The 22,351-nt window shown below is 72.0% G+C and carries 19 protein-coding genes; 15 read left to right on the top strand and 4 right to left on the bottom strand.

What is annotated here, in order from left to right; genetic code table 11:
* The first annotated feature begins 49 nt into the window (after positions 1-49).
* The 3 genes from FS532_RS04020 (at position 50) to FS532_RS04010 (ending at position 2,647) form a co-directional block, all read left to right on the top strand.
* A complete protein-coding gene (locus FS532_RS04020) occupies positions 50-1,126 on the top strand; it encodes a winged helix DNA-binding domain-containing protein (protein ID WP_144750464.1) in 1,077 nt (358 codons plus the stop codon).
* 202 nt (positions 1,127-1,328) lie between these two features.
* On the top strand, positions 1,329-2,276 hold the full coding sequence (locus FS532_RS04015) for a J domain-containing protein (RefSeq protein ID WP_144750462.1): 948 nt from the start codon (positions 1,329-1,331) through the stop codon (positions 2,274-2,276).
* Positions 2,276-2,647, top strand: coding sequence for a DUF6578 domain-containing protein (locus FS532_RS04010; RefSeq protein WP_186321898.1), 372 nt, complete (start codon positions 2,276-2,278; stop codon positions 2,645-2,647). The genes FS532_RS04015 and FS532_RS04010 overlap by 1 nt, the downstream gene beginning before the upstream one ends.
* Here FS532_RS04010 and FS532_RS04005 read toward each other — a convergent pair.
* Positions 2,641-3,003, bottom strand: a complete 363-nt coding sequence (locus FS532_RS04005) for an RNA-binding S4 domain-containing protein (RefSeq protein ID WP_070418630.1) — start codon at positions 3,001-3,003, stop codon at positions 2,641-2,643. The genes FS532_RS04010 and FS532_RS04005 overlap by 7 nt on opposite strands.
* Positions 3,004-3,036: 33 nt before the next feature.
* Here FS532_RS04005 and FS532_RS04000 point away from each other — a divergent pair, with 33 nt between their 5' ends.
* Together FS532_RS04000 and FS532_RS03995 are read left to right on the top strand one after the other, a co-directional pair.
* On the top strand, positions 3,037-3,294 hold the full coding sequence (locus FS532_RS04000) for a hypothetical protein (protein WP_260852545.1): 258 nt from the start codon (positions 3,037-3,039) through the stop codon (positions 3,292-3,294).
* A 201-nt stretch (positions 3,295-3,495) separates the two neighbouring features.
* Positions 3,496-4,653 (top strand): hypothetical protein, encoded by a 1,158-nt coding sequence (locus FS532_RS03995; RefSeq protein ID WP_144750460.1) that lies wholly within the window; start codon positions 3,496-3,498, stop codon positions 4,651-4,653.
* Here the strand turns inward: FS532_RS03995 and FS532_RS03990 are convergent.
* Complete coding sequence (locus tag FS532_RS03990; protein ID WP_260852544.1) at positions 4,650-6,134, bottom strand: S1C family serine protease; 1,485 nt, start codon at positions 6,132-6,134, stop codon at positions 4,650-4,652. The two genes, FS532_RS03995 and FS532_RS03990, sit on opposite strands and share 4 nt — an antisense overlap.
* A gap of 159 nt (positions 6,135-6,293) precedes the next feature.
* On the opposite strand from FS532_RS03990, the gene FS532_RS03985 reads away from it, so the two are divergent.
* The 7 genes from FS532_RS03985 to FS532_RS03955 all read left to right on the top strand — a co-directional run bounded on the left by FS532_RS03985 (position 6,294) and on the right by FS532_RS03955 (position 14,743).
* Positions 6,294-7,328 (top strand): FecCD family ABC transporter permease, encoded by a 1,035-nt coding sequence (locus FS532_RS03985; RefSeq protein ID WP_144750458.1) that lies wholly within the window; start codon positions 6,294-6,296, stop codon positions 7,326-7,328.
* On the top strand, positions 7,325-8,320 hold the full coding sequence (locus FS532_RS03980; RefSeq protein WP_144750456.1) for a FecCD family ABC transporter permease: 996 nt from the start codon (positions 7,325-7,327) through the stop codon (positions 8,318-8,320). Before FS532_RS03985 ends, FS532_RS03980 begins: the two co-directional genes overlap by 4 nt.
* Before the next feature lie 382 nt (positions 8,321-8,702).
* Complete coding sequence (locus FS532_RS03975) at positions 8,703-11,105, top strand: glycosyltransferase family 2 protein (RefSeq protein WP_144750454.1); 2,403 nt, start codon at positions 8,703-8,705, stop codon at positions 11,103-11,105.
* Entirely contained in the window at positions 11,105-12,658 is a 1,554-nt protein-coding gene (locus FS532_RS03970) for a chitinase (RefSeq protein WP_186321897.1), read from the top strand. The genes FS532_RS03975 and FS532_RS03970 overlap by 1 nt, the downstream gene beginning before the upstream one ends.
* 190 nt (positions 12,659-12,848) lie before the next feature.
* The gene (locus FS532_RS03965; RefSeq protein ID WP_144750452.1) at positions 12,849-13,328 is read left to right on the top strand and encodes an FHA domain-containing protein; all 480 of its coding nucleotides are present in this window, start codon (positions 12,849-12,851) and stop codon (positions 13,326-13,328) included.
* Entirely contained in the window at positions 13,328-14,032 is a 705-nt protein-coding gene (gene ftsR / locus FS532_RS03960) for a transcriptional regulator FtsR (protein WP_144750450.1), read from the top strand. Before FS532_RS03965 ends, ftsR begins: the two co-directional genes overlap by 1 nt.
* A gap of 150 nt (positions 14,033-14,182) precedes the next feature.
* Positions 14,183-14,743, top strand: a complete 561-nt coding sequence (locus FS532_RS03955) for a MerR family transcriptional regulator (protein ID WP_070418635.1) — start codon at positions 14,183-14,185, stop codon at positions 14,741-14,743.
* A gap of 322 nt (positions 14,744-15,065) precedes the next feature.
* On the opposite strand, the gene FS532_RS03950 is transcribed toward FS532_RS03955, so the two are convergent.
* A complete protein-coding gene (locus FS532_RS03950; protein ID WP_079238821.1) occupies positions 15,066-15,878 on the bottom strand; it encodes a ParA family protein in 813 nt (270 codons plus the stop codon).
* Between the two features lie 60 nt (positions 15,879-15,938).
* Between FS532_RS03950 and FS532_RS03945 the strand changes: the two genes are divergently transcribed.
* The 3 genes from FS532_RS03945 (at position 15,939) to FS532_RS18985 (ending at position 20,103) form a co-directional block, all read left to right on the top strand.
* Positions 15,939-19,349 carry a pyruvate carboxylase gene (locus FS532_RS03945; protein ID WP_144750448.1) on the top strand — a complete coding sequence of 1,137 codons (3,411 nt, stop codon included), beginning with the start codon at positions 15,939-15,941 and terminating at the stop codon, positions 19,347-19,349.
* A gap of 1 nt (position 19,350) precedes the next feature.
* A complete protein-coding gene (locus FS532_RS03940; protein ID WP_144750446.1) occupies positions 19,351-19,854 on the top strand; it encodes a peptide deformylase in 504 nt (167 codons plus the stop codon).
* 117 nt (positions 19,855-19,971) lie between these two features.
* Positions 19,972-20,103, top strand: a complete 132-nt coding sequence (locus tag FS532_RS18985; RefSeq protein ID WP_260852543.1) for a hypothetical protein — start codon at positions 19,972-19,974, stop codon at positions 20,101-20,103.
* 305 nt (positions 20,104-20,408) lie between these two features.
* Here the strand turns inward: FS532_RS18985 and FS532_RS03935 are convergent, their stop codons facing one another.
* A complete protein-coding gene (locus FS532_RS03935; protein WP_260852542.1) occupies positions 20,409-22,253 on the bottom strand; it encodes an AMP-dependent synthetase/ligase in 1,845 nt (614 codons plus the stop codon).
* Positions 22,254-22,351: the final 98 nt, after the last annotated feature.

Genomic DNA, 22,351 nt, shown 5'->3' with positions numbered 1-22,351 from the left:
GCGTGACGGAGGTGTCGAGCGTGACGGTGGTACCGGGCATGCTGGTGCCGTGACGACGACCCCGGCCCAGCTGCGCGCGATGCGCCTCGCCGCGCAGGGGGTCGCCGTGCCCGGACTCGGTCCCGCCGCCGCGGTCGAACGGATGACGGCCGTCCAGGGGCAGGATCTCGGGCAGGTGCTGTGGGCGATCGGTGTCCGGTCGCCCGGCTCGACGCGCGACGACGTCCGCGCCGCGTTCGACCGCGGGGAACTCGTCCGCTCGTGGCCGATGCGCGGCACCCTGCACGCGATGCGCCCCGACGACCTCCGACTGCTGCTCTCGCTGACCGCCGAGCGCACCATCCGCGCCATCGCCCGACGCGCGACGGAACTCGGCATCGACGACGCGGTCCTCGCCACCGCCCGTGACACCACCGTCGACGCGTTGTCCGGCGGGCGGGCACTCGTCCGTGACGACCTGTTCAGCGCGTACCGGTCCGCCGGCATCGACCCGACCGGCGGTCGCGGCTACCACGTGCTGCTCCGCCTCGCACAGGAGGGGCTCGTCGCCTGGGGTCCGACCGCACGGGTGGGCCAGGGGCTCGTGCTCCTCGACGACTGGGCACCGGCGACCACCGACCTCCCCGACCGGGACGAAGCGCTGCGCCGGGTGCTCGTCGGGTACCTCCGCGGCCGGGGACCCGCGACCGAGGCCGATGCCGCGAGCTGGACGAAGCTCCCGCTCGGCGACGTCCGACGTGCCCGGGCGGCCGCCGGCGACACCGTGGAGGACCTCGGCGACGGGCTCCTCGCGCTCGCCGACCGCCCGCCCACCGGGGGCGTCCCGACCGGGCACCTCCTGCCCGGTTTCGACGAGTACCTGCTCGGGTACGCCGACCGCTCCGCCCAGCTCGACCCCGTGCACGCCGACCGTGTGGTCCCCGGGGGCAACGGGATCTTCCTGCCGATGGCCGTCCTCCGCGGGCGGGTCGTCGGCGCCTGGACCCGGACGGAGCGCTCCCGGGACGTCCGGGTCACACTGACCCCGTTCGAACCGCTCGACGACGCTGCCGTCCGCGCGCTCGAGGCCGCCGCCCGCCGTTACGCGTCGTTCCTCGCCACCCCCGTGTCGTTCTCCGTCGCCTGATCCGCCGGTTCGCACCCGTCGACGGAGCAGTGTTCGTCGAGTGCCGGAACTGGACCCGACGATTCCTGCTCACTCGAAGGCGTCGGCGGCGACGGCGACGACGACGACGCGAGCCGACCTGCCGGGGCCGCCCGCGCCTCCAGGCAGCACCCAGCAGCCACGCGGCGGACTCCGACGCTCCCTCGGGTAATGTCGCAGGGCCATGACCGACAGCCCGGCCGACGCCACCCCGTACGAAGTCCTCGGCGTCCGAGCGACCGCCGACGACGACGAACTCCGCCGCGCCTACCGCCGCGCCGCCCGCGAGTCCCACCCCGACCTCGGCGGCGACGCCCGCCGCTTCCGCCAGGTCCAGATCGCCTGGGAACGCGTCGGCACCCCCGCCGCACGCCGCGCCTACGACGCGGGCTCCCAGCGTGGCAGCCAGCAGGGCACGTCCGGCCCGTCGGGTTCGTCGGCCTGGAGGAGCGACACCGGTCGCGACGCCTACGCACCCCCGGCGGCGCGTCGCGATTCACGGCCCCGGGCCCGGTCCCACGGACACCCCGGCGGTCGGTCGCGTGAGGTCTTCCTGCAGGCCGAACGCGAGTGGGTCGGCCTGGGAGACCCCATCGAGGACCCGTACGACCCCACGCTGATCCGCTCCGCGCCACGGCACATCCGTCGGCTGCTGGCCGAGGCCCTCGCCGAGGAGGCGACCGCCTCGATCGTCGCCGAGATGGGCATCGGCGTGACGGTGTGGCACGACCTCGACGCCGGGGCCGAGGGCAAGCTCGACCACGCCGTCCTCACCCCGAGCGGCCTGTGGGCGCTCGAGTCCATCGACTGGGGAGCCCCGGTCCGCGTCGAGCACGGCGAGATCACGGGCGAGACCCTCGCGCCGGGGGAACGTCCCGTGAAGGAACTCGTCCGCGCGGCCCGCGCCGTGCAGAAGACCACCCGCGTGAAGTTCACCGGCCGGCTGCTGGTCGTTCCGGACTCCGCCGTCGACGAGGACGTCCAGCTCGTCGGCTCGCCCCGGAAGCCCACGGCGCTCGTCGTCCGGCGGAGCGCCCTCGGCCAGGTGCTCAACGGCGTGTGGTCGCCCGAGGGGAGCGTCGACGTGTTCGAGCTCCGCGACCGCCTGCAGCAGACCGTCCGCTTCGTCTGATGGCCGAGCCGGTGGTGGTCCTCGTCGGCGGGTGGGAGCACGAGTGCTGCGGGCCCGCCGTCGAGATCGGCGACGTCGTCGAGTACGGCGTGGTGTCCGCGGACGGTGCGCGACGCTTCGACGAGGTCCGGCACGACACCGTGCCGAACCAGCGGATCCGAGGCCGCGTCGTCGAGCTCTTCGCCGTCGGCCGCGAGGGACGGGTCGCGATCGAGCGGGTCCCGAGCGGATCCGCGATGTGCGGGAACGACGAGCACGACGACGGGCACCTCGAGGCACGGTGGACGGGGCAGCCGGTCGAGGTCGAGTGGGACGGCGAGACCGCGTTCGAGGTCGTCGTCGACCCGTACGGCAAGCCGAAGCGTCAGTAGCCGCGGAGCTTCTCGAGGTCCCGACGTTCCCGCTTGCTCGGGCGTCCCGCGCCGCGGTCGCGCATCGGGACGAAGCCGGCTTCTTCCTTGGGGAGCCGCGGCGGGGTCTTGTCCTCGAAGTGCTTCGCGGCCTCGGGGGCGCTCGTCCGCTTCAGGATGATCCCGGTGACGACGACGATCCGGTCGAAGCCGTTCTGGCGCACCCGGACCTCGTCCCCGGGGCCGATGGGCTGCGCGGGCTTCGCGCGCTCCCCGTTCACCCGGACGTGACCGGCCTTGCACGCGGCGGTCGCGGCGGAGCGGGTCTTCGTGATCCGCACCGCCCAGATCCAGCTGTCCACGCGTGCCTTGGCCATCCCCACACTCTAGGCGCGCCCTACGCTGGGACGGTGGAGGACAGCGGGCAGGACGCGATCGCCCGGGCGCTGGCGCTCGGGGTCCTGCGGGACGCCGTGGTCGGGGACCGCCTGGTCGTGCGCGCGCACCACGGTGGGGGAGCGCGGGACGCCCTCGGGGTCCTCGTCGCCCGGACTCCGTCGTCCGTGACGATCGACACCCGCCGGGGTGCCGTCGAGGTCCCGCTCGCCGACGTCGTCGCCGCGAAGCCCGTCCCGCCGCCGCCTGCGCCCCGCCCGCCGCGTCGCTGACCTCGCACGGTGCGACCTCGCGCCGACACCGTGGGAGGTCCCGTGCGCCGTGCGAGGTCACGCGGGTCCCACGGTGCGCGGAACCTCGCACACTGCGGCGCGCACCACCCGCGCGCACCGGCACCCCCGCACCCGCACCCGTCCGCCCGCGCCCGGCGAGCCGCCACCGCGCCCGCCCCACCCCCGACGTAGCCTCGTGCCATGGCAGTCCCCGTCCCGCTCGGCACCGAGGACCGCACCGCCCGCCTGACCCTCCGCCGCCCCGACGCGTGGCGCCGCGAGGACACAGCCCAGGCGGACCTGCGCGTCACCGGCGACGACGTCGTGCTCACCGTCCGCTCCCGTCCGAGCGACCGCACCATCGCCGAGGAGCACACGAGCCTGCTCGAGCGACTCCCCGGCTCCGTCGAGGGACTGCGGCTCATCGGCTCGGACCCGTGGACCGCCACGGGAGCCCCGGCGCGCCTGGTCGAGTACGTCCGCCCCGACGAGGGCGGTGACGTCGTGGGCGCGCACCTCCTGTTCGTCACCGGCCGGCACCGCGTCGACCTGACCGTCGAGCGGCCCCTCGCGCGCATGCTCGCCACCGACGACCTCGTGTTCGCCGTCCTCGACACCGTCCGGGCCACCGAGCCCGCACCGTCGCGAGTGCAGCGCGAGCTCGAGGACCTGCCCGTCGCCGCTCCCGCTCCGACGATCGACGGCCCCCACCTCGGCCCGGACGCCCTCACGACACTCCGCAGCCTCGCCGGCCGGCGCTGGAACCCCGCCCTCCTCCGCACGCCCGCAGGCCGGGAACTCATCGAGACCGGCCTCGTCGGCCGCCTCGGCACGCTGCCCGAGTCCACCCAGACGCTCCTCGAGCCCTGGGACGGCGATGCCCAACCCGTCACGCTGGAACAGCGGCTGCCCGACGGGCGCACCACGCGCCTCCAGGCCTGGTCGGAGACCGTCGTCGACGGGACCGACGAGGCGGGCGCGGTGGTCACCGGGCTGCCGGTCGAGCGCGTGGTCGCGGTGATGGCCGGGAGGCTCGGCATCGGTCCGGCATGGACCTTCCCGTTCCGAACGGGGTCGCTCCGGGCAGACCTGCTCGGGCGACGCACCGGCGGAGCGGAGGACGCTCCGGACCTGCCGACGGCGATCGCCGAGGCGGACCCGCGGCTCGCGCGCTTCTGGGCCGCGCCGTGGACGGTGTCGTCGTTGCGGCGGCCCGGCAAGCCGAACCCGATCGTCGTCGTGCATGCCGAGGGCCAGGGCTTCGCGCGTGTCGGACGCACGGAGGCCGGGGAGACCGTGTTCTCCACGGACTCCCCGGCCAACGTGTACCGCTCGGTGGTGCGTGCCCTGATGGGTTAGGCGGCGGGGCCGGCGGTCAGGGTGACCGTCACGGTCTTCGCGGCGCCGGTGCTGTCGGTGTAGCCGACCGTCACCTTGTCGCCGACGGAGTGCGACTGGATCGCCGAGGTGAGGGCGTCCGAGCTCGTCACGGCGGTGCCGTCGATGCTCGTGATCGTGTCGCCCGCGGCGAGTCCGGCGCTCGCGGCACCCGAACCCTCGACGGTGCCGGCGACCGCGACGCCGCCGGTGGTGGCCGTGCCGCTGACCTCGACCCCGAGGAACGCCGGCAGGCCGATGGTGATCGTCGACGAGGACTCGCCCGCGAGGATCTTGTCCGCGATCGACTTCGCCGTCGTGATCGGGATCGCGTACCCGGTGACGTTCGCCGAACCGGAGGACGCCGCGGTCGCCATGCCGACGACCTCGCCCTCACTGTCGAGGACCGGACCGCCCGAGTCGCCCGAGACGATGTTCGCGGCGATCTCGATGAGGCCGGTCAGCGACTCGGTGCCGGTGCCGGACTCGCTCTGCACCTGGATGTCCTGGTCGGTCGCGGTCACGGAACCCTCGGCGGCGACGAGGTTGCCCGTGCCCTCCGCGTTGCCGACGTCGGTCACGGTGTCGCCGGTGCTCGGCTCGCCGTCGTCGTCGAGCGTCACGGTGGACAGGCCCGACGCACCCTCGAGCTTCAGCACGGCGACGTCGTTCGTGGCGTCCGTCCCGACGACGTCCGCCTTGTACTCCTTGCCGGTGGTCTCGTCGGTGACGGTGATGCTCGTCGCGCCCTGGATCACGTGGTTGTTCGTCAGGACGGTGCCGTCCGAGCTGAGGATCATGCCGGTGCCGGCCGCCTGCGAGGACTCGTCGTAGTTGAGGACGGTGTTGATCGTCACGACGCCCTTCTTCTGGGCGCTCGTCGCCGCGGTCGCCGCCGACTCGGTGCTCGATCCGGTGCTGCCGTCACTGCTCCCGGTGCCGTCGCCGGGGACCGTGAAGCCGTTCGTGCCGCTGCCGCTGTCCGTGCCGGAGCCGGTGTCCGGCAGGGTCGTGGTGCCCTGCGACTGGCTGGAGGTGGTGGTCGTGCTCTGCGTGGAGAGCCCGAGCGCCGTCCCGCCCGCGGCACCGACGATCGCGAGGGCGGCGATGCCGGAGCCGATCATCAGCCCGAGCCGCCGGGGGCGCTTCGTACCGTGATTCGCTGCGCCGTGGTTCGCCGCGGCGTGGTTCGCGGTCGCGGCGCCGTGCGCCCAGCCGTGCTGGAAGCCGGGGAGCACCGGGCTGCCGATCAGGAACGGACCGCGGCCGTCCGGTGTGTACCCGTAGGGGCCGGAGCCGTCCGGGCCGTAGAGGTACGGGCCGCTGCCGTCGAAGGCGTACGCCGAGCGGAGGGTCGACGGGTCGGCGTGCGGTGCCTCCCACGTCGCCCCGGCCTGCGGCTGCGCAGCGTCGGTGCGGGCGGTGCCGTTCTCGTCGGCAGCGGGGTTCGGGGTCTCGTTCATCGGTGCTCTCCGGTCGTCCCTCGACGACCCGGTCGGGTGTCGATGGCTACGAGTACAAGCCCGGTTCCCATGACGAACCTATGAACGGACCCTGCGGCTGCTCACGGCTTGCTCGGGGGTCGCCGTACGAGGTCGTCCGTTAGGGTTGCCTTACTTCCCATGCGTTCGTCGTCGCCCACCCCTCCCGCGCCCAGCTCCGCGTCCCGCCTCGTCGGCGCGACCGTGCTGGCGGTGGTCGTCCTCGCCGTGGCGGTGGCGCTCTCCGTGGCGTTCGGGTCCCGGCCGATCCCGCTCGGGACCGTGCTCGACACCGTCCTGCACCCGGGCCGCAACGACGAGATCGGGCTCATCGTCCTCGGGAACCGGGTGCCCCGCACGGTCGTCGGGCTCCTCGCCGGATCGGCCCTCGGGGTCGCCGGGGCGGTCATGCAGGGCGTCACGCGCAACCCCCTCGCCGACCCCAGCGTGCTCGGCATCAACTCCGGGGCGACCCTGGCGGTCGTCGCCGGGATCGCGCTCTTCGGCGTCAGCGGCACCGCGGCGTACCTGCCGTTCGCGTTCGTCGGAGCTGCCCTGGCGGCACTCCTCGTCTACGGGATCGCGGCCGTCGCCCGTCGCGGACTCTCACCGGTCGGTCTCGCCCTGGCCGGTGCCGTGGTGGCCGCCGCACTGTCGTCTATCACCACCGCCGTGCTCGTGACGAGCCAGAGCCTGCTCGACCAGCTGCGGTTCTGGCAGGTCGGTGCGCTCGCGGGGAAGGACCTCGGCACCGCGGGTGTCATCACCGTCCCCGTCCTCGTCGGTCTGGCGATCGCGTTCGCCCTCGGTCGGTCGCTCAACACGCTCGCACTCGGCGACGAACTCGCCGCGTCGCTCGGGCAGCGGGTCGTGCTGGTCCGCGCGATCGGGGGCGTCGTCACCGTCCTGCTCGCCGGGTCGGCCGTCGCCGCCGCCGGACCGATCGCGTTCATCGGCCTCGCCGTCCCGCACGCCGTCCGGCGCCTGAGCGGGCCGGACCACCGCTGGACGATCCTGCTCTCCGCCATCGTGTCGCCGGCGCTGCTCCTCGTGGCCGACGTCATCGGACGGGTCGTGGCGTACCCGGGGGAGCTGCAGGTCGGCATCGTCACCGCCCTCATCGGTGCCCCGGTGTTCATCTGGCTCGTGCGCTCGCGGGCGGTGAAGGGCCTGTGAGCCGCGTCCGGGTCACCGCGGTGCGCCGCGAGTTCCTCGTCCTCGTCGCCGCGCTCGTGCTGCTGGTCGCCCTCGTGCTCGTCGGCCTCGGGGTCGGCGAGATCCCGCTGTCGCCCGTGCAGGTCGCCGGTGCGCTGGTCGGGCACGGCGACACGATCTCGGACTTCGTCATCGGGCAGCTCCGAGGGCCCCGGGTGTTCGGCGCGATCCTCGTCGGCGCCTCGCTCGCCGTCGCCGGGGGCATCGTGCAGAGCGTCGTCCGGAACCCGATCGCGAGCCCGGACGTCATCGGCATCACCTCGGGTGCGAGCGCGTCGGGGCTGACCGCGATCGTGCTGTTCGGTGCCAGCGGCGGGACCCTGTTCTCGGTGGTGCTCGTCGGCGCCCTGGTGGTGTCGCTCGTCATCGCCGGACTCGCGTGGCGGCGGGGGATCACCGGCAACCGGGTCGTCCTCGTGGGCATCGGCGTCGCCGCGATCTGCCTGAGCATCACCGGGTGGATGCTCACCAGCGGCACCGTCACCCAGGCCGGGACCGCGCTCCTCTGGCTCTCCGGCAGCCTGAACGCCGTCGACCGGAACCTCGTCGGCGTCCTCGCGGTCGCGTTCGTGGTGCTCATGGCGCTCGCGCTCCTGCAGTCCCCGCGGCTCACCGTCCTGACCCTCGGGGACGAGGTCGCCTCCGGGCTCGGGCTGCGGCCGAACCGGGCGAAGGTCCTGCTCCTGCTCACGGCGGTGTGCCTGACGGCTGCGGCCGTGGCGACCGCGGGACCGGTGTCGTTCGTCGCACTGATGGCGGCGCCGATCGCCCGCCGGCTCGTCGGGGGAGGCCGGGTCGCACTCGGTCCGACGGCCGCGGTCGGTGCGGCGATCACCCTCGCGAGCGACCTCATCGCGCAGTTCGCGATCCCGGGCAACGCGCTGCCGGTCGGCGTCGTGACGGGTGTCATCGGCGCGCCGTACCTGCTCTGGCTCCTCGCCCGCGGCCGCTGACCGTCCGGCCGCCCGAGGATGCCCGAGGTCGCGCGTTCTGCCGCCCGCGAGCCCGCGGGGCGGCAGTTCGTGCGCCCTCGGGGGACGTGAGCGGCGTGTTGCGCGACCGACCCGACCGACGCGACCGGCGGGGCGGAGCCGAGCCGTGCCTCCAGGCAGAACGCCCGGACCACCCGCACGACCGCACCCGCGCGACCGGCAGCGACACGCGCCGGACGTGCGCCCCGCAACATCGTGCGGTTTCCCGCACGGCACGCCCAAAACCCCCCGTCCGGGTGTCTGCACCGTTCGGTCTGTCCCCATACGTTCGGAGTCGACCGCACGGACTCCCCGACAGTGCCCGACCCGATGGCGCGCTGGTCCAGCGGAACGAAGGACTGTCATGCCCGAACTGCATGACGGCGCTCCCGCGCGCCGTCGCCAGTGGGGTTCCGAGCGTCGTACCCGCCCGCTCGACACCCTGCACGAACGCCCCTCCGACCGGAAGCTCGTCTCCGGCCGCGTCGCGATCATCCTGACGATCGCGTTCTGGCTCGCCTACGTCGTGTACACCGTGATCCGCCAGTTCCTGGACTACGGCGCCGAGAGCTTCCGCTTCACCACCGAGGCGATCTCGTACCTGGTCGTCGTCACGTTCCTGACCTTCTCCGCGCTCATGCACCTGGTCGCCCGCCAGGGTGCGATGGAGCGGTTCGCGACCCACGTCCGGGTCCCGCGCGCCGAGCTCGACCGGCACTTCGCCGAGGGCCACGAGTCGCCGATGACGGTCCTCGTGCCGAGCTACGCCGAGGAGCCCGACGTCGTCGCCACCACGCTGTGGTCGGCCGCGCTGCAGGAGTACCCCTCGCTGCGCGTCGTGCTGCTCGTCGACGACAACCCCTTCCCGACCGACCCGGAGACCCTCGACAAGCTCGAGCGGACCCGTGCGGTCGCCACCACGATCCAGAACCAGCTCGCGGCGCCGTCGCAGCGCTTCCAGGAGGCCCTGCTCTCCGCCGAGGTCGAGGCCGCCGCGGCACCGTTCGCGAGCGTCGACGGCCTGCGCAACCTCGTCGAGCACCACCGCTGGGCCGATGCCTGGCTCCGCCGCCACGCCCGTGAGCACGAGGTCCGCGACCACGTGGACCACTTCTTCCACGACCAGGTCCTGATCGGGCTCGCCGACGAGTTCCGCCTGACCTCCGAGGCGCTGGAGGCCGCGATCGTCGACGCCGTCGACGCGGGGGAGTCCTTCAGTGAGATCACCTCCGCCCGCGCGCTCGAACTGCAGCGTCGCCTGGCGTGGACGTTCACCGCCGAGATCACGACCTTCGAGCGGAAGCGGTACGCTAACCTCTCCGACGAGGCGAACAAGGCGATGAACCTCAACGCCTACATCGGGCTGCTCGGCGGTTCCTACGCGTTCGAGGAGACCGCGTCCGGCACCATCCTGCGCACCGTGTCCGACCCAGCGGTCGCCGACCTGGTGGTCCCCTCGTCCGACTACATCCTGACGCTCGACGCCGACTCGGTCCTGCTGCGCGACTACTGCCTGCGCCTGGTCTACTTCCTCGAGCAGCCGGAGAACGCCCGCGTCGCCGTGACGCAGACGCCGTACTCGTCGTTCCGCGGCGCGGCCACCCGCATCGAGCGGCTCGCCGGTGCCACCACGGACATCCAGCACATCCTCCACCAGGGCATGTCCCGCCACAACGCGACCTTCTGGGTCGGCGCGAACGCGGTCATCCGCACCCGGGCGCTCCGCGACATCGAGGAGGTCGAGACCGTCGGCGGCTTCGAGGTGAAGCGCTACGTGCAGGACCGCACGGTCATCGAGGACACCGAGTCGAGCGTCGACCTCGGCATGCACGGCTGGACGCTCGTGAACTACCCCGAGCGCCTGTCCTACAGCGCGACCCCGCCGGACTTCGGCTCGCTCATCGTCCAGCGCCGTCGTTGGGCCAACGGCGGGCTGCTCATCCTGCCGAAGTACATCCGCCAGGTCCGCGAGCGTCGTGCCCGCGGGGAGCGGGTCGGCATCGTCGAGATGTCCCTGCGCGTCAACTACATGGCGTCGATCGCCTGGGCGTCCTTCGGCCTGATCTTCCTGCTGGCCTACCCGTACGACTCGCGGCTGCTCAGCCCGATGGTGCTCCTCGCCGCCCTGCCGTACTTCTGGCTCCTGTCGAGCGACCTCAAGTACTGCGGGTACAAGCGCACGGACGTGTTCCGCATCTACGGGTTCAACCTCATCCTCATGCCGGTGAACGTCGCCGGTGTCCTGAAGAGCATCCAGCAGGCGCTCACGGCGAAGAAGATCCCGTTCGCCCGCACGCCGAAGGTCCGGGACCGCACGGCGTCGCCGGCGCTGTACGTCCTCGCGCCGTACGCCATGGTCGTCTTCTCGGTGTTCACGTTCGTGCGTGACTACGGGGCGCAGAACTGGGGCAACGCGGTGTTCGCCGCCTTCAACGCCGTGCTCGCCCTGTACGCGATCGTCGCCTACATCGGGATCTGGAACTCGGTCGTCGACGTGTGGCTGTGGGCCACGAAGTGGATGTACTACGACCCGTCCGCACGAGCGGCGCGACGGTCGGCGACTAACGCGGCACGGACCGAACGCAAGCGCGCCCGCAAGGGGCTGCTGCCCGAAGCGGAACCCGTCACCGAGGACTGGCGCGCCGTCCTGTACTTCGGGCACCGCGGGAAGACGATGCCGGTCCGGCACCACGCGGACGTCGTCGGGGCTGCCGTCGTGACCACGTCGATCCCCACGACCACCACGGATGAACGGAGCGCCGCCTGATGGCCGCCACCAGACGACTGTCCCCGGTGCGCGTCGGCATCGCCGTCGTGCTCACCGCCGCCCTCGCCACCGCCGGGTACGTCGGCTTCGACCGCTGGCAGTCCGCCCAGGCCGCCGAGACCGAGCAGTCCTGGTTCGCCGCCTACACCGACGTCACCGCGACCCCGACGTTCGCGTTCGAGGACGTGAAGTCCGCCAAGGGCCGCGACGTCATGCTGTCCTTCGTGGTCGCCGACCACGACGACGCCTGCACCCCGACCTGGGGTTCGGCGTACTCGATGCAGGGCGCGTCGGACGCGCTCGACCTCGACCGTCGCATCGCCCGCCTGCAGCAGCAGAAGGGGGAGGTCGGCGTCTCCTTCGGTGGCCTGGCGAACGACGAGCTCGCCACGACGTGCACGAACGGCTCGGATCTGGTGAGCGCGTACGAGTCCGTCGTGAAGCGCTACGACGTCAGCACGGTCGACTACGACGTCGAGGGCGACGACCTCACGAACCACGACGCGGGGAAGCGTCGGGCCGCCGCGGTGGCCGCGCTCCAGGAGCAGCGCCGGGCAGCGGGCCACCCGCTCGCCGTGTGGCTCACGCTGCCGGCCGCGCCGTCCGGGCTGACGAGCGACGGCACGACCGCGGTCGCGCAGTTCCTCAAGGCCGGGGTCGACCTCGCCGGTGTGAACGCGATGACGATGGACTACGGCCAGGGCAAGGGTGCGAGTCAGAGCATGTACTCCGCCTCGGTGCAGACCCTGCAGGAGGTCCAGCGCCAGCTCGGCGTCCTGTACGAGCGCGCCGGGACCCCGCTCTCCGACGCGACGCTCTGGCACAAGGTCGGCGCGACGCCGATGATCGGCCAGAACGACATCCAGGACGAGGTGTTCACCCTCGCCGACGCGAAGAAGCTCAACACCTGGGCGCGGGACCGCGGGCTCGGTCGGATGTCGATGTGGTCGCTCAACCGGGACACCACGTGCGGCTCGAACTACGTCAACCTGTCGACGGTGTCGAACTCCTGCTCCGGTGTGGACCAGAACGGCGTGCTGTACGCGGACGTCCTCGGCAAGGGCTTCACCGGCGGGATCGTCGCCGCAGCGTCGGACGTCACGAAGGCGGAGCCCTCGGCGACCGTGCAGCCGACGGACAACCCCTCCACCAGCCCGTACCCGGTGTGGAGCTCGGACGCCTCGTACCTCGAGGGCACGAAGGTCGTCTGGCACCAGAACGTCTACGAGGCGAAGTGGTGGACGTCCGGCGACCTGCCCGACGACCCGGTGCTGAGCGCCTACGAGACGCCGTGGCAGCTCGTCGGTCCGGTGCTGAAGGGCGAGAAGCCGGTCAAGCAGGTCACCCTGCCGAGCGGCACGTACGACGCCTGGTCCGGCACGAAGCAGTACGACACCGGCGCGCGGGTCCTGTTCGACGGTGTTCCGTACCAGGCGAAGTGGTGGAACACGGGGGAGAGCCCCGAGGCCTCCACGAGCGATCCGGACGGCTCGCCCTGGGTGAAGCTCAAGGACTCCGAGATCAAGCAGATCCTGGAGGACGTCACCAAGTGACGGACTGGAGGCGCGGTGCCAGCTGGCACCGCGCCTCCAGTCCTCTTGATCCCGGCTCCCCTGCCGTGGGCTCCGTGTTCACGGTACGTTCGCTGTACGCGTTCTGCCGAGTTGTCCCCAGCCCCGTTCGGGGCTCCCGTTCGGACGCTCGTTTCCGATACGCTGGTGCGCCAAGAGGAGGAGGTCCACGATGCCAGAACCAGTGGTCCCGCAGCCGGACGGTCAGAAGACCCCTGAGCAGCGGCTGGTCGACACCACACTGACCTTCAGCATGGACATGGGCGCGGCGCTGACCGCCGAGTCCGGTGTGTCCGCCGAGGAGCGTGAGGCGATCAATGCCCTGCCCTCCGGGTCGGCGCTGCTCGTGGTCCGTCGTGGCCCGAACGTCGGTGCGCGGTTCCTCCTCGACTCGGACGTCACCACGGCGGGGCGACACCCCGACGCCGACATCTTCCTCGACGACGTCACCGTGTCGCGCAAGCACGCGCAGTTCCTCCGCCACGGCACCGCCTTCAGCGTGAAGGACAACGGATCGCTCAACGGCACGTACTTCGACGGTGACCGCATCGACGAAGCGCCGCTCACCGACGGGTCCGAGGTGCAGGTCGGCAAGTTCCGCCTCACCTTCTACGCCTCCCGGGTCGACCTGGCGCGCCTGGCGAACGCGTAGTGGCCGCACGGTCCTCCGCGGCCCGGGCGGGGTCCGCGGTACCGGACCTGCTCACGATCGGGCAGGTCCTCGCACGCCTCAAACCGGAGTTCCCGGACCTGTCGAGCTCGAAGCTGCGGTTCCTCGAGGAACGCGAGCTCGTCACGCCGATCCGGACCGCCAGCGGCTACCGGAAGTTCTCGGCAGCGGACCTCGAACGGCTCCGGGTCATCCTGGGGCTGCAGCGCGACCACTACCTCCCGCTCAAGGTCATCAAGGACTACCTCGCTGACCTCGACGCCGGCCGCGACCCCGTCCTGCCCGGTGGTGGCGATGCGCCGAAGCCGTCGATCCTCGGACGTGAACGCCGCTACACCCGCGACGAGACCGTCCGCGCGGCCGGGGCGTCGCCGATGCTCCTCGCCGACGCGGTCTCCGCCTCGCTGCTGCCCGCCGCCGACACCTACGGCGAGGATGCCGTCGGTGTGCTCAAGGCACTCGTCGAACTCCAGCGCACCGGCATCGAGCCGCGACACCTCCGCACCATGCGCAGCGTCGCCGAGCGAGAGGTCGGGCTCATCGAGTCGGCCCTCATGCCGGTGTCCCGCCGCGGCGACGCGACCTCGCGGGCGAAGGCCACCGAGCTCGCGCGGGAGATCGCCGGGCACCTCGAAGTGATCCGGTCGAACCTCATCCGGACGGCGATCGGGCGTCTCGACGCATGACCTCGTGAGGCGTATCCTCGACACGCCGGACGCGCCGAGTCGGATGTCCCGCGCCGGAGCGGTTCGAGTCGCTACCGTGGACCTCGGAACAACTCTCAACCCGTCATTGAACGTTCGGATGAGAGCTCGATCGTCGTGGAAGGCAGCCTGATGAGTGGGAACGACACCCCCGGCACCGAGTCGGAGATGACCCGGTACGACCTCGGGCTGCTCTTCACCGACGGCCTGCCCGAGCACGACGAGCAGAACGGGTACCGCGGCACCGTCGCTGCCCGTGCCGCCGGCATCTCGTACCGCCAGCTCGACTACTGGGCCCGCACCGAGCTCGTCGAGCCGACGATCCGGGGGGCCGCCGGCTCCGGGTCGCAGCGGCTCTACGGCTTCCGCGACATCCTCGTGCTCAAGCTCGTGAAGCGCCTGCTCGACACGGGCATCTCCCTCCAGCAGATCCGCACCGCCGTGAACCAGCTCCGCGAGTCGGGCGTGTCGGACCTCGCCCAGACGACGCTGATGTCCGACGGCGCCTCGGTCTACCTGTGCACCTCCGACGACGAGGTCATCGACCTGGTCTCCCGTGGCCAGGGTGTGTTCGGCATCGCGGTGGGCAAGGTCCTGCGCGAGGTCGAGAGCTCCCTCGTCGAGCTCGACGCGACGCCCGCGGCCGACCCCGACGACGAGCTGGCTGCCCGCCGGGCATCCCGCGCTTCCTGACGCCGGGCGTCCCGCGCGCCCTCGTGTGGGGCGTGAAGTCGCGCGTTCTGCCGCCCGTGTGCCGACGCGGCGGCGCTTGGCGCGACCTCGGTGCACGCGTGCGGCGTGTTGCGCGACCTCGGTGACGCGAGCCGGCCGCAGGTCGACGTGACGCGCTCGGCGGACGGACGTCGTGCCTCCAGGCCGATGCCGCCCTGTGACGAGCGTGAGGTCGCACGTTCTGCCGCCTGGATGCCGTCGACGCGACGCTTCGCGCGACCTCAGCGCGCGCGTGCGGCGTGTTGCGCGACCTCGGCGGTTCGCCGACCGGACGCGCGCTGCGCTACGCGGCGCCGCCCTCGGCGTACGGGCCGATCTTGCCCGTGCGCATGATGCGTTCGAGCAGCTGGTCGAAGTTCCGCGCCATCTCCTGCGCCGACTCGCCGGGCCACACGTGCAGGGGCTTCGCGGCACCCTGCGCCTGCTGCAGCGACGTGCGCTCGGGCAGCTGCGGCGAGAGCACGAGCGGGCCGAACATGTCCCGGAGCTCCTTGATGCGGAACTGGTGCTCGAGCGACTGCACGCGGGCGCGGTTCACGATGATGCCGAGCGGCTGCAGGCGGGGGGAGAGGCCTCGGCGGATCTCCTCGATCGCGCGGAGGGCACGGTCGGCGGCGGCCACGGAGAACAGCCCCGGCTCGGTGACGACCGTCACGCGGTCGGACGCGGCCCACGCGGTGCGGGTGAGGGCGTTGAGCGACGGCGCGCAGTCGATGAGGACGAGGTCGTAGTCCTGCTCGACGTTGGCGAGCGCCTCTTCGAGCTTCCAGATGTCCCGGATGGACGGGTGCGGCCCGTCGAAGTTGATGGCCGAGGGCGATCCGACCATGACGTCGATCTTGCCCTGGGAGCCCTTCGTCCAGCCGGACGGGGCGATCGCCTGACGGACGATCTTCTCCTTCGGGTTCTCGAGCACGTCGGCCACGTTGAGGTGGCCGGAGAGGTTGATGTCGAGGCCGGTCGAGACGTCCGACTGCGGGTCGAGATCCACCACCAGCGTGCGCAGTCCCTTGGCGAACGCGGCCGAAGTCAGGCCGAGCGTCACCGTCGTCTTGCCGACACCACCCTTGAGGGAGCTCACGCTGAGTACATGCACGGTCAGCAACGTTACCGCCAGTAGGGTTGTCTCACCTCAACCCGGGCTGAAAGGGACCTCGTGTTCAGCAAGATCCTGGTCGCCAACCGTGGCGAGATCGCCATCCGTGCATTCCGTGCCGCGTACGAGCTGGGGGCGCAGACCGTCGCCGTCTACCCGTACGAGGACCGCAACTCCCTGCACCGTCTCAAGGCGGACGAGGCGTACCTGATCGGGGAACGCGGGCACCCCGTGCGTGCCTACCTCGACGTCTCGGAGATCGTCCGCGTGGCGCTCGAGTCCGGCGCGGACGCGATCTACCCGGGGTACGGCTTCCTCTCGGAGAACCCGGAGCTCGCCGCCGCCGCGGCCGCGAACGGCATCACCTTCATCGGCCCCGGCGAGCACGTGCTCGAGATGGCCGGCAACAAGGTGACCGCGAAGGAGCACGCGATCGCGGCCGGTGTACCGGTCCTCGCGAGCACCCCGGCGAGCCGCGACATCGACGAACTCATCGCCGGCGCGGACGCCATCGGCTTCCCGGTGTTCGCGAAGGCCGTCGCCGGTGGTGGCGGCCGTGGCATGCGCCGGGTCGAGACGAAGCCCGAGCTGCGTGCCGCGCTCGAGGAGGCCATGCGCGAGGCCGACAGCGCCTTCGGGGACCCGACGATGTTCCTCGAGCAGGCCGTCATCCGGCCGCGCCACATCGAGGTGCAGATCCTCGCCGACGCCACGGGCACCGACGCGGGCACGATCCACCTGTTCGAGCGGGACTGCTCGGTCCAGCGCCGGAACCAGAAGGTCGTCGAGATCGCGCCGGCGCCGAACCTCGACCCGTCGATCGCGCAGGCGCTGCACCGCGACGCCGTCGCCTTCGCCCGGTCCATCGGGTACGTGAACGCCGGAACGGTGGAGTTCCTCCTCGACACCGAGGGCGAGCGGGCCGGCCAGCACGTCTTCATCGAGATGAACCCGCGCATCCAGGTCGAGCACACCGTCACCGAAGAGGTGACCGACGTCGACCTCGTGCAGTCCCAGATGCGGATCGCCGCCGGGCAGACCCTCGGCGACCTCGGCCTGTCGCAGGACACCGTCAGCGTGCACGGCGCGGCACTGCAGACGCGCATCACGACGGAGGACCCGACGCAGGGCTTCCGCCCGGACACCGGCCGCATCACGACGTACCGCAGCCCCGGTGGCGCGGGCGTGCGCCTCGACGGTGGCACGGTCGCCACCGGCGCGCAGATCAGCCCGCACTTCGACTCGATGCTCGCGAAGATGACCTGCCGCGGACGGGACTTCCCGGCGGCGGTCGCCCGTGCGAAGCGTGCCCTCGCCGAGTTCCGCATCCGCGGCGTCAGCACGAACATCCCGTTCCTGCAGGCCGTCCTCGAGGACCCGGACTTCGCCCGCGGTGACGTCTCGACGAAGTTCATCGAGGAGCGCCCGCAGCTGTTCAGCGGCCACGTCTCGAAGGACCGCGGCACGAAGGTCCTGAACTGGCTCGCCGACGTCACCGTCAACAAGCCGAACGGCGAGCGGCGTCCGCAGACGGTCGAGCCGAGCGAGAAGCTCCCCGCCCTCGACCTGACGGCGCCCGTGCCCGCCGGCCAGCGCGACCTGCTCCGCGAACTCGGTCCGAGCGCCTGGGCGAAGGCCCTGCGCGACCAGACCGCCCTCGCCGTCACCGAGACGACGATGCGCGACGCCCACCAGTCGCTCCTCGCCACCCGCGTCCGCACGAAGGACCTCGTCGCCGTCGCACCGCACGTGGCCCGGCTCACCCCGCAGCTGCTCAGCGTGGAGGCCTGGGGCGGTGCCACGTACGACGTCGCCCTGCGTTTCCTCGGCGAGGACCCGTGGGAGCGCCTGGCGTCCCTGCGCGAGGCGATGCCGAACATCCCGATCCAGATGCTGCTCCGCGGCCGCAACACCGTGGGCTACACGCCGTACCCGACCGAGGTCACCGACGCGTTCGTCGCCGAGGCCGCCGCGACGGGCGTCGACGTCTTCCGCGTGTTCGACGCCCTGAACGACGTCAGCCAGCTCCGTCCGGCCCTCGAAGCCGTCCTGGCGACCGACACGGCCGTCGCCGAGGCCGCGCTCTGCTACACCGCCGACCTCCTCGACCCGGCGGAGGACCTCTACACGCTCGACTACTACCTCCGCCTGGCGGAGCAGATGGTCGAGGCCGGCGCGCACGTCATCGGCATCAAGGACATGGCCGGGCTCCTCCGCGCCGGTGCGGCCGAGAAGCTCGTCACCGCGCTGCGCGAGCGGTTCGACCAGCCCGTGCACGTGCACACGCACGACACCGCCGGTGGGCAGCTCGCGACACTCCTGGCGGCCGCCCGGGCCGGGGCCGACGCGGTGGACGTCGCCGCGGCGCCGATGGCCGGCACGACGAGCCAGCCGAGCATGTCCGCCCTCGTCGCGGCCCTCGCGCACACCGAGCGCGACACCGGCATCTCGCTGACCGCGGTCGGCGACCTCGAGCCGTACTGGGAGGCCGTGCGTCGGGCGTACGCCCCGTTCGAGTCCGGGCTGCCCGGGCCGACCGGTCGCGTGTACCAGCACGAGATCCCGGGCGGCCAGCTGTCGAACCTCCGCCAGCAGGCCATCGCCCTCGGGCTCGGCGACCGCTTCGAGCAGGTGGAGGACTGGTACGCCGCGGCGAACCGGATCCTCGGGCGCCCGACCAAGGTCACGCCGTCCTCGAAGGTCGTCGGCGACCTCGCGCTGCAGCTGGCGGCCGTCAACGCCGACCCGGTGGACTTCGAGCAGAACCCGCAGAAGTACGACATCCCGGACTCGGTCATCGGCTTCATGGCCGGCGAGCTCGGCGACCTGCCGGGTGGCTGGCCCGAGCCGTTCCGTTCGAAGGTGCTCGAGGGCCGCGACGTCCGGCTCGAGATCACGCCGGTGCCGGACGCCGAGCGGGCCAACCTGACCACGGCAGGCCCGGAACGTCGGAGCGCGCTCAACCGCCTGCTGTTCCCGCAGCCCACGAAGCAGTTCGAGAGCGTCCGCGAGCAGTACGGCGACCTGTCGGTCCTCCCGACCGTCGACTACCTCTACGGCCTCCGCCCCGGCCAGGAGCACACCGTGCCGCTCGGCAAGGGCGTGAACCTCTTCGTCGGGCTCGAGGCGATCGGCGAGGCCGACGACCGCGGCGTCCGCACGGTCATGGCGACGATGAACGGGCAGCTCCGCCCGGTGTACGTCCGCGACCGCTCGATCGAGGTCGAGACGAAGGCCGCCGAGAAGGCGGACCAGTCCGACCCGAAGCACGTCGCGGCACCGTTCTCCGGTGTCGTGACGCTCAAGGTCGCCGTCGGTGACGTCGTCGAGGCCGGTCAGGCCGTGGCGAGCATCGAGGCGATGAAGATGGAAGCGGCCATCACGGCGCCCATGTCGGGCACCGTCGGCCGTCTCGCGATCCCGGCGACCCAGCAGGTGGACGCCGGCGACCTCCTGGTGGTGCTGCAGTAACGTGACCGTCCGTCCCATCCGCCTGTTCGGCGACCCCGTCCTCCGTTCGCCGTCCGACCCGATCCGGCCCGACGCTCTCGGGACCTCGGGAATCCGCGACCTCGTGCAGGACCTCATCGACACCGTCAAGGAGCCCGGTCGCGCCGGCGTCGCCGCACCCCAGATCGGTGTCGGCCTCCGCGCCTTCTCCTACAACGTGGACGGCGAGGTCGGCTACGTCCTCAACCCGGAGATAGTCGAGGTCTCGGGCGAGCCGGAGCTCATGGACGAGGGCTGCCTCTCCGTGCCCGGTCTGTCGTACCCGACGCGCCGGTACCCGTACGCGAAGGTCCGTGGCGTCGACGTCGACGGGGCCGAGGTGGTGCTCGAGGGCACCGGACTGATGGCCGAGGCGCTGCAGCACGAGGTCGACCACCTCGGCGGGACCGTGTACGTCATGACGCTCGACCCGGAGGTCCGGCGGCAGGCGCTCCGCGACATCCGCGAGCAGGACTGGTTCCACTGACGGTTGCAAGGAGAGTGACACCCCCACGGGGGATTGTCGCTTTGTCCTGACGAAGAGGTACCGTGCTGCTGTCGGCTTCCCACCGACACCGTTTCCCACACCCCCAGGACACCCAGCATGACCGCTCAGAACGACGAGCTCAGCTCGCACCGCACCCGCACCAACCGTCGCCCCGCCGAGGTCCCGGTCACGACCTCCTCGACGGCCGTCCTCGACGCCCCGGATGCGCAGCAGACGCTCGAGCACTGACCGCGCAGCAGACGCCGACGCGCTGACCCGACAGCGGGTCGCGCCCCGCGCGCAGTGGCAACCGCCTGGAGGCCCGGATCGCGTCCCAGGGACGTGATCCGGGCCTCCAGGCGGTTGCGCCGGAAGGCGGTTGCGCCGGAAGGCGGTGACGCCGGAAGGCGGCGACGCCGGAACGCGGTCGCGTTCTGACCCATCGCACGCGACCTGGGATGCCGAATCGCGCGTAGGGGGCCGGAAGGAACAGCCCCCTACGCGCGAATCTGCTTCCTACGCGCGAATCTGCTTCCTACGAGCGGAACGGCACCCTACGCGCGGCGGCGGCGACCCTCGACGACGGGCGTCGCCGTGGTCTGCACCTTCGAGCCCGAGTAGATGTGCTCGATGTCCGCGGCGAAGTCCTTCACCACGACCGACCGCTTGATCGTCAGCTTCGGCGTGAGGTGCCCGGACGCCTCCGTGAGGTCGGTGTCGAGGATGGTGAATGACCGCACCGACTCGGCCCGGGACACGCGCTGGTTGGCGGCGTCGATCGCCTCCTGCACGGCCTGGTGGACCCGCTCGTCGTAGGCGGCCTCGTGCGGGGTGAGCGCCGGCGTGATCCCGCGCGTCTCGCACCAGCCGCTGAGCATGTCCCGGTCGAGCGTGACGAGGGCGGCGACGAACAGCTTGCCCTCGCCGACGACGACGACCTGGCCGACGATCGGGTGCTCGCGGATGCCGTCCTCGAGCGGTGCCGGGGCGACGTTCTTGCCGCTCGCCGTGACGATGAGCTCCTTGGCGCGCCCGGTGACGGTGAGGATGCCGTCGGCGTCGAGCCGGCCGAGGTCGCCGGTGTGGAACCAGCCGTCGGGCTTCGCCTTCGCGGTCGCCTCGTCGTTCCGCCAGTAGCGGTCGAACACGTCGACGCCGCGGATGAGGATCTCGTCGTCGTCCGCGATCCGGATCTCCACGCCCGGGAGCGCGCGGCCGACGCTGCCGATCCGGAGCTCGCCGGCGCGGTTCACGGTCGCGGGGGCGGTGGTCTCGGTGAGGCCGTAGCCCTCGAGGATGAGCACGCCGATCGACCGGAAGAAGTGGGACAGCCGCGGGGAGAGCGGGGCCGAGCCGCTGATCGCGTACTGCACGCGTCCGCCGATGGCGTCACGGAGCTTGGCGTAGACGAGCTTGTCGAACAGCTTGAACCGCAGGGCGAGGCCGAGCGGCACCTTCCCCTTCGCGAGTGCCTCGGAGTGGGCGACGGCGGTCCGGGCGGCGGCGCGGAACACGTTCCCCTTGCCGCCGAGGTCGGCCTTCTGCTCGGCGGAGTTGTAGATCTTCTCGAACACGCGCGGGACGGCGAGCAGGAACGTCGGCTTGAAGGTCGACACCGCCTGCATGAGGTCCTTCGTGTCGGGCTCGTGGCCGACCAGGACACCCTCGGCGACGCTCATCGCGGCGATGAACCGCGCGAAGACGTGGGCCATCGGGATGAACAGCAGGGTGGAGGCATCGTCCGCGACGACCTCGGGCATCGCCTCGGAGGCTCCCTCGACGGTCGCCGTGAAGTTGTCGTGCCGGAGCACACACCCCTTCGGCCGGCCGGTGGTGCCCGACGTGTAGATGATCGTGGCGTCGTCGTGGCCGTGCACGTCGGCGGTGCGGGCGTCGAGCTCGGCGTCGGTGACGTCCTCGCCGAGGCGGGTCAGGTCGTCGAGGCCGCCGCCGTCGATCGTCCAGTGCTGCCCGAGGTGCGGCAGGTCCGGCGCGATGGAGGCGACCCGGCGTGCGTGCTCCTCCTGCTCGACCACGATCGCGACCGACTCGGAGTCGGACAGGATCCAGCGCACCTGGTCGGGGGAGCTGGTCTCGTAGACGGGGACGGACACCAGGCCGGCGGTCCACACGGCGAAGTCGACGAGCGTCCACTCGAGGCGTGTGCGCGACAGGATCGCGACGTGGGCGCCGGGTTCGAGGCCGGCGGCGACGAAGCCCTTCGCGATCCCGCGGACCCGACGGTGGACGTCGGCCGCGGTGATGGTGGTCCACGTGTCGCCGTGGCGCTCGGCCAGGATCGGCCGGTCCGGCGTCTTCCTGGCCCGCTCGGAGAGCAGGCGCGCGGCTGAGCCGTGGTCGGGTGCGGTGATCGGGGTTGGGTGCCGCTGATCGTTCACGGTGACTCCCTTGTCGGCCGGTTCGATTCGAGTGCGCCTCATCCTCGAGGCGACACCGCCAGCATAGGGCGCGGTGGCGTGCGTTCCGTGTGGACGCA

The organism is Curtobacterium pusillum (assembly GCF_007673235.1).
GTDB classification, from domain to species: domain Bacteria; phylum Actinomycetota; class Actinomycetes; order Actinomycetales; family Microbacteriaceae; genus Curtobacterium; species Curtobacterium pusillum_C.
The sequence above is the reverse complement of the archived record's forward strand: the minus strand, read 5'-3'. Positions and strand labels throughout refer to the sequence as shown.

What these genes read in the sequence shown, in the direction of transcription:
- FS532_RS04015 (WP_144750462.1), top strand. Translation starts at nt 1,329, where the DNA reads ATGACCGACAGCCCGGCCGACGCCACCCCGTACGAAGTCCTCGGCGTC.
- FS532_RS04010 (WP_186321898.1), top strand. Translation starts at nt 2,276, where the DNA reads ATGGCCGAGCCGGTGGTGGTCCTCGTCGGCGGGTGGGAGCACGAGTGC.
- FS532_RS04005 (WP_070418630.1), bottom strand. Translation starts at nt 3,003, where the DNA reads ATGGCCAAGGCACGCGTGGACAGCTGGATCTGGGCGGTGCGGATCACG.
- FS532_RS03995 (WP_144750460.1), top strand. Translation starts at nt 3,496, where the DNA reads ATGGCAGTCCCCGTCCCGCTCGGCACCGAGGACCGCACCGCCCGCCTG.
- FS532_RS03990 (WP_260852544.1), bottom strand. Translation starts at nt 6,134, where the DNA reads ATGAACGAGACCCCGAACCCCGCTGCCGACGAGAACGGCACCGCCCGC.
- FS532_RS03985 (WP_144750458.1), top strand. Translation starts at nt 6,294, where the DNA reads ATGCGTTCGTCGTCGCCCACCCCTCCCGCGCCCAGCTCCGCGTCCCGC.
- FS532_RS03975 (WP_144750454.1), top strand. Translation starts at nt 8,703, where the DNA reads ATGCCCGAACTGCATGACGGCGCTCCCGCGCGCCGTCGCCAGTGGGGT.
- FS532_RS03970 (WP_186321897.1), top strand. Translation starts at nt 11,105, where the DNA reads ATGGCCGCCACCAGACGACTGTCCCCGGTGCGCGTCGGCATCGCCGTC.
- FS532_RS03965 (WP_144750452.1), top strand. Translation starts at nt 12,849, where the DNA reads ATGCCAGAACCAGTGGTCCCGCAGCCGGACGGTCAGAAGACCCCTGAG.
- FS532_RS03955 (WP_070418635.1), top strand. Translation starts at nt 14,183, where the DNA reads ATGAGTGGGAACGACACCCCCGGCACCGAGTCGGAGATGACCCGGTAC.
- FS532_RS18985 (WP_260852543.1), top strand. Translation starts at nt 19,972, where the DNA reads ATGACCGCTCAGAACGACGAGCTCAGCTCGCACCGCACCCGCACCAAC.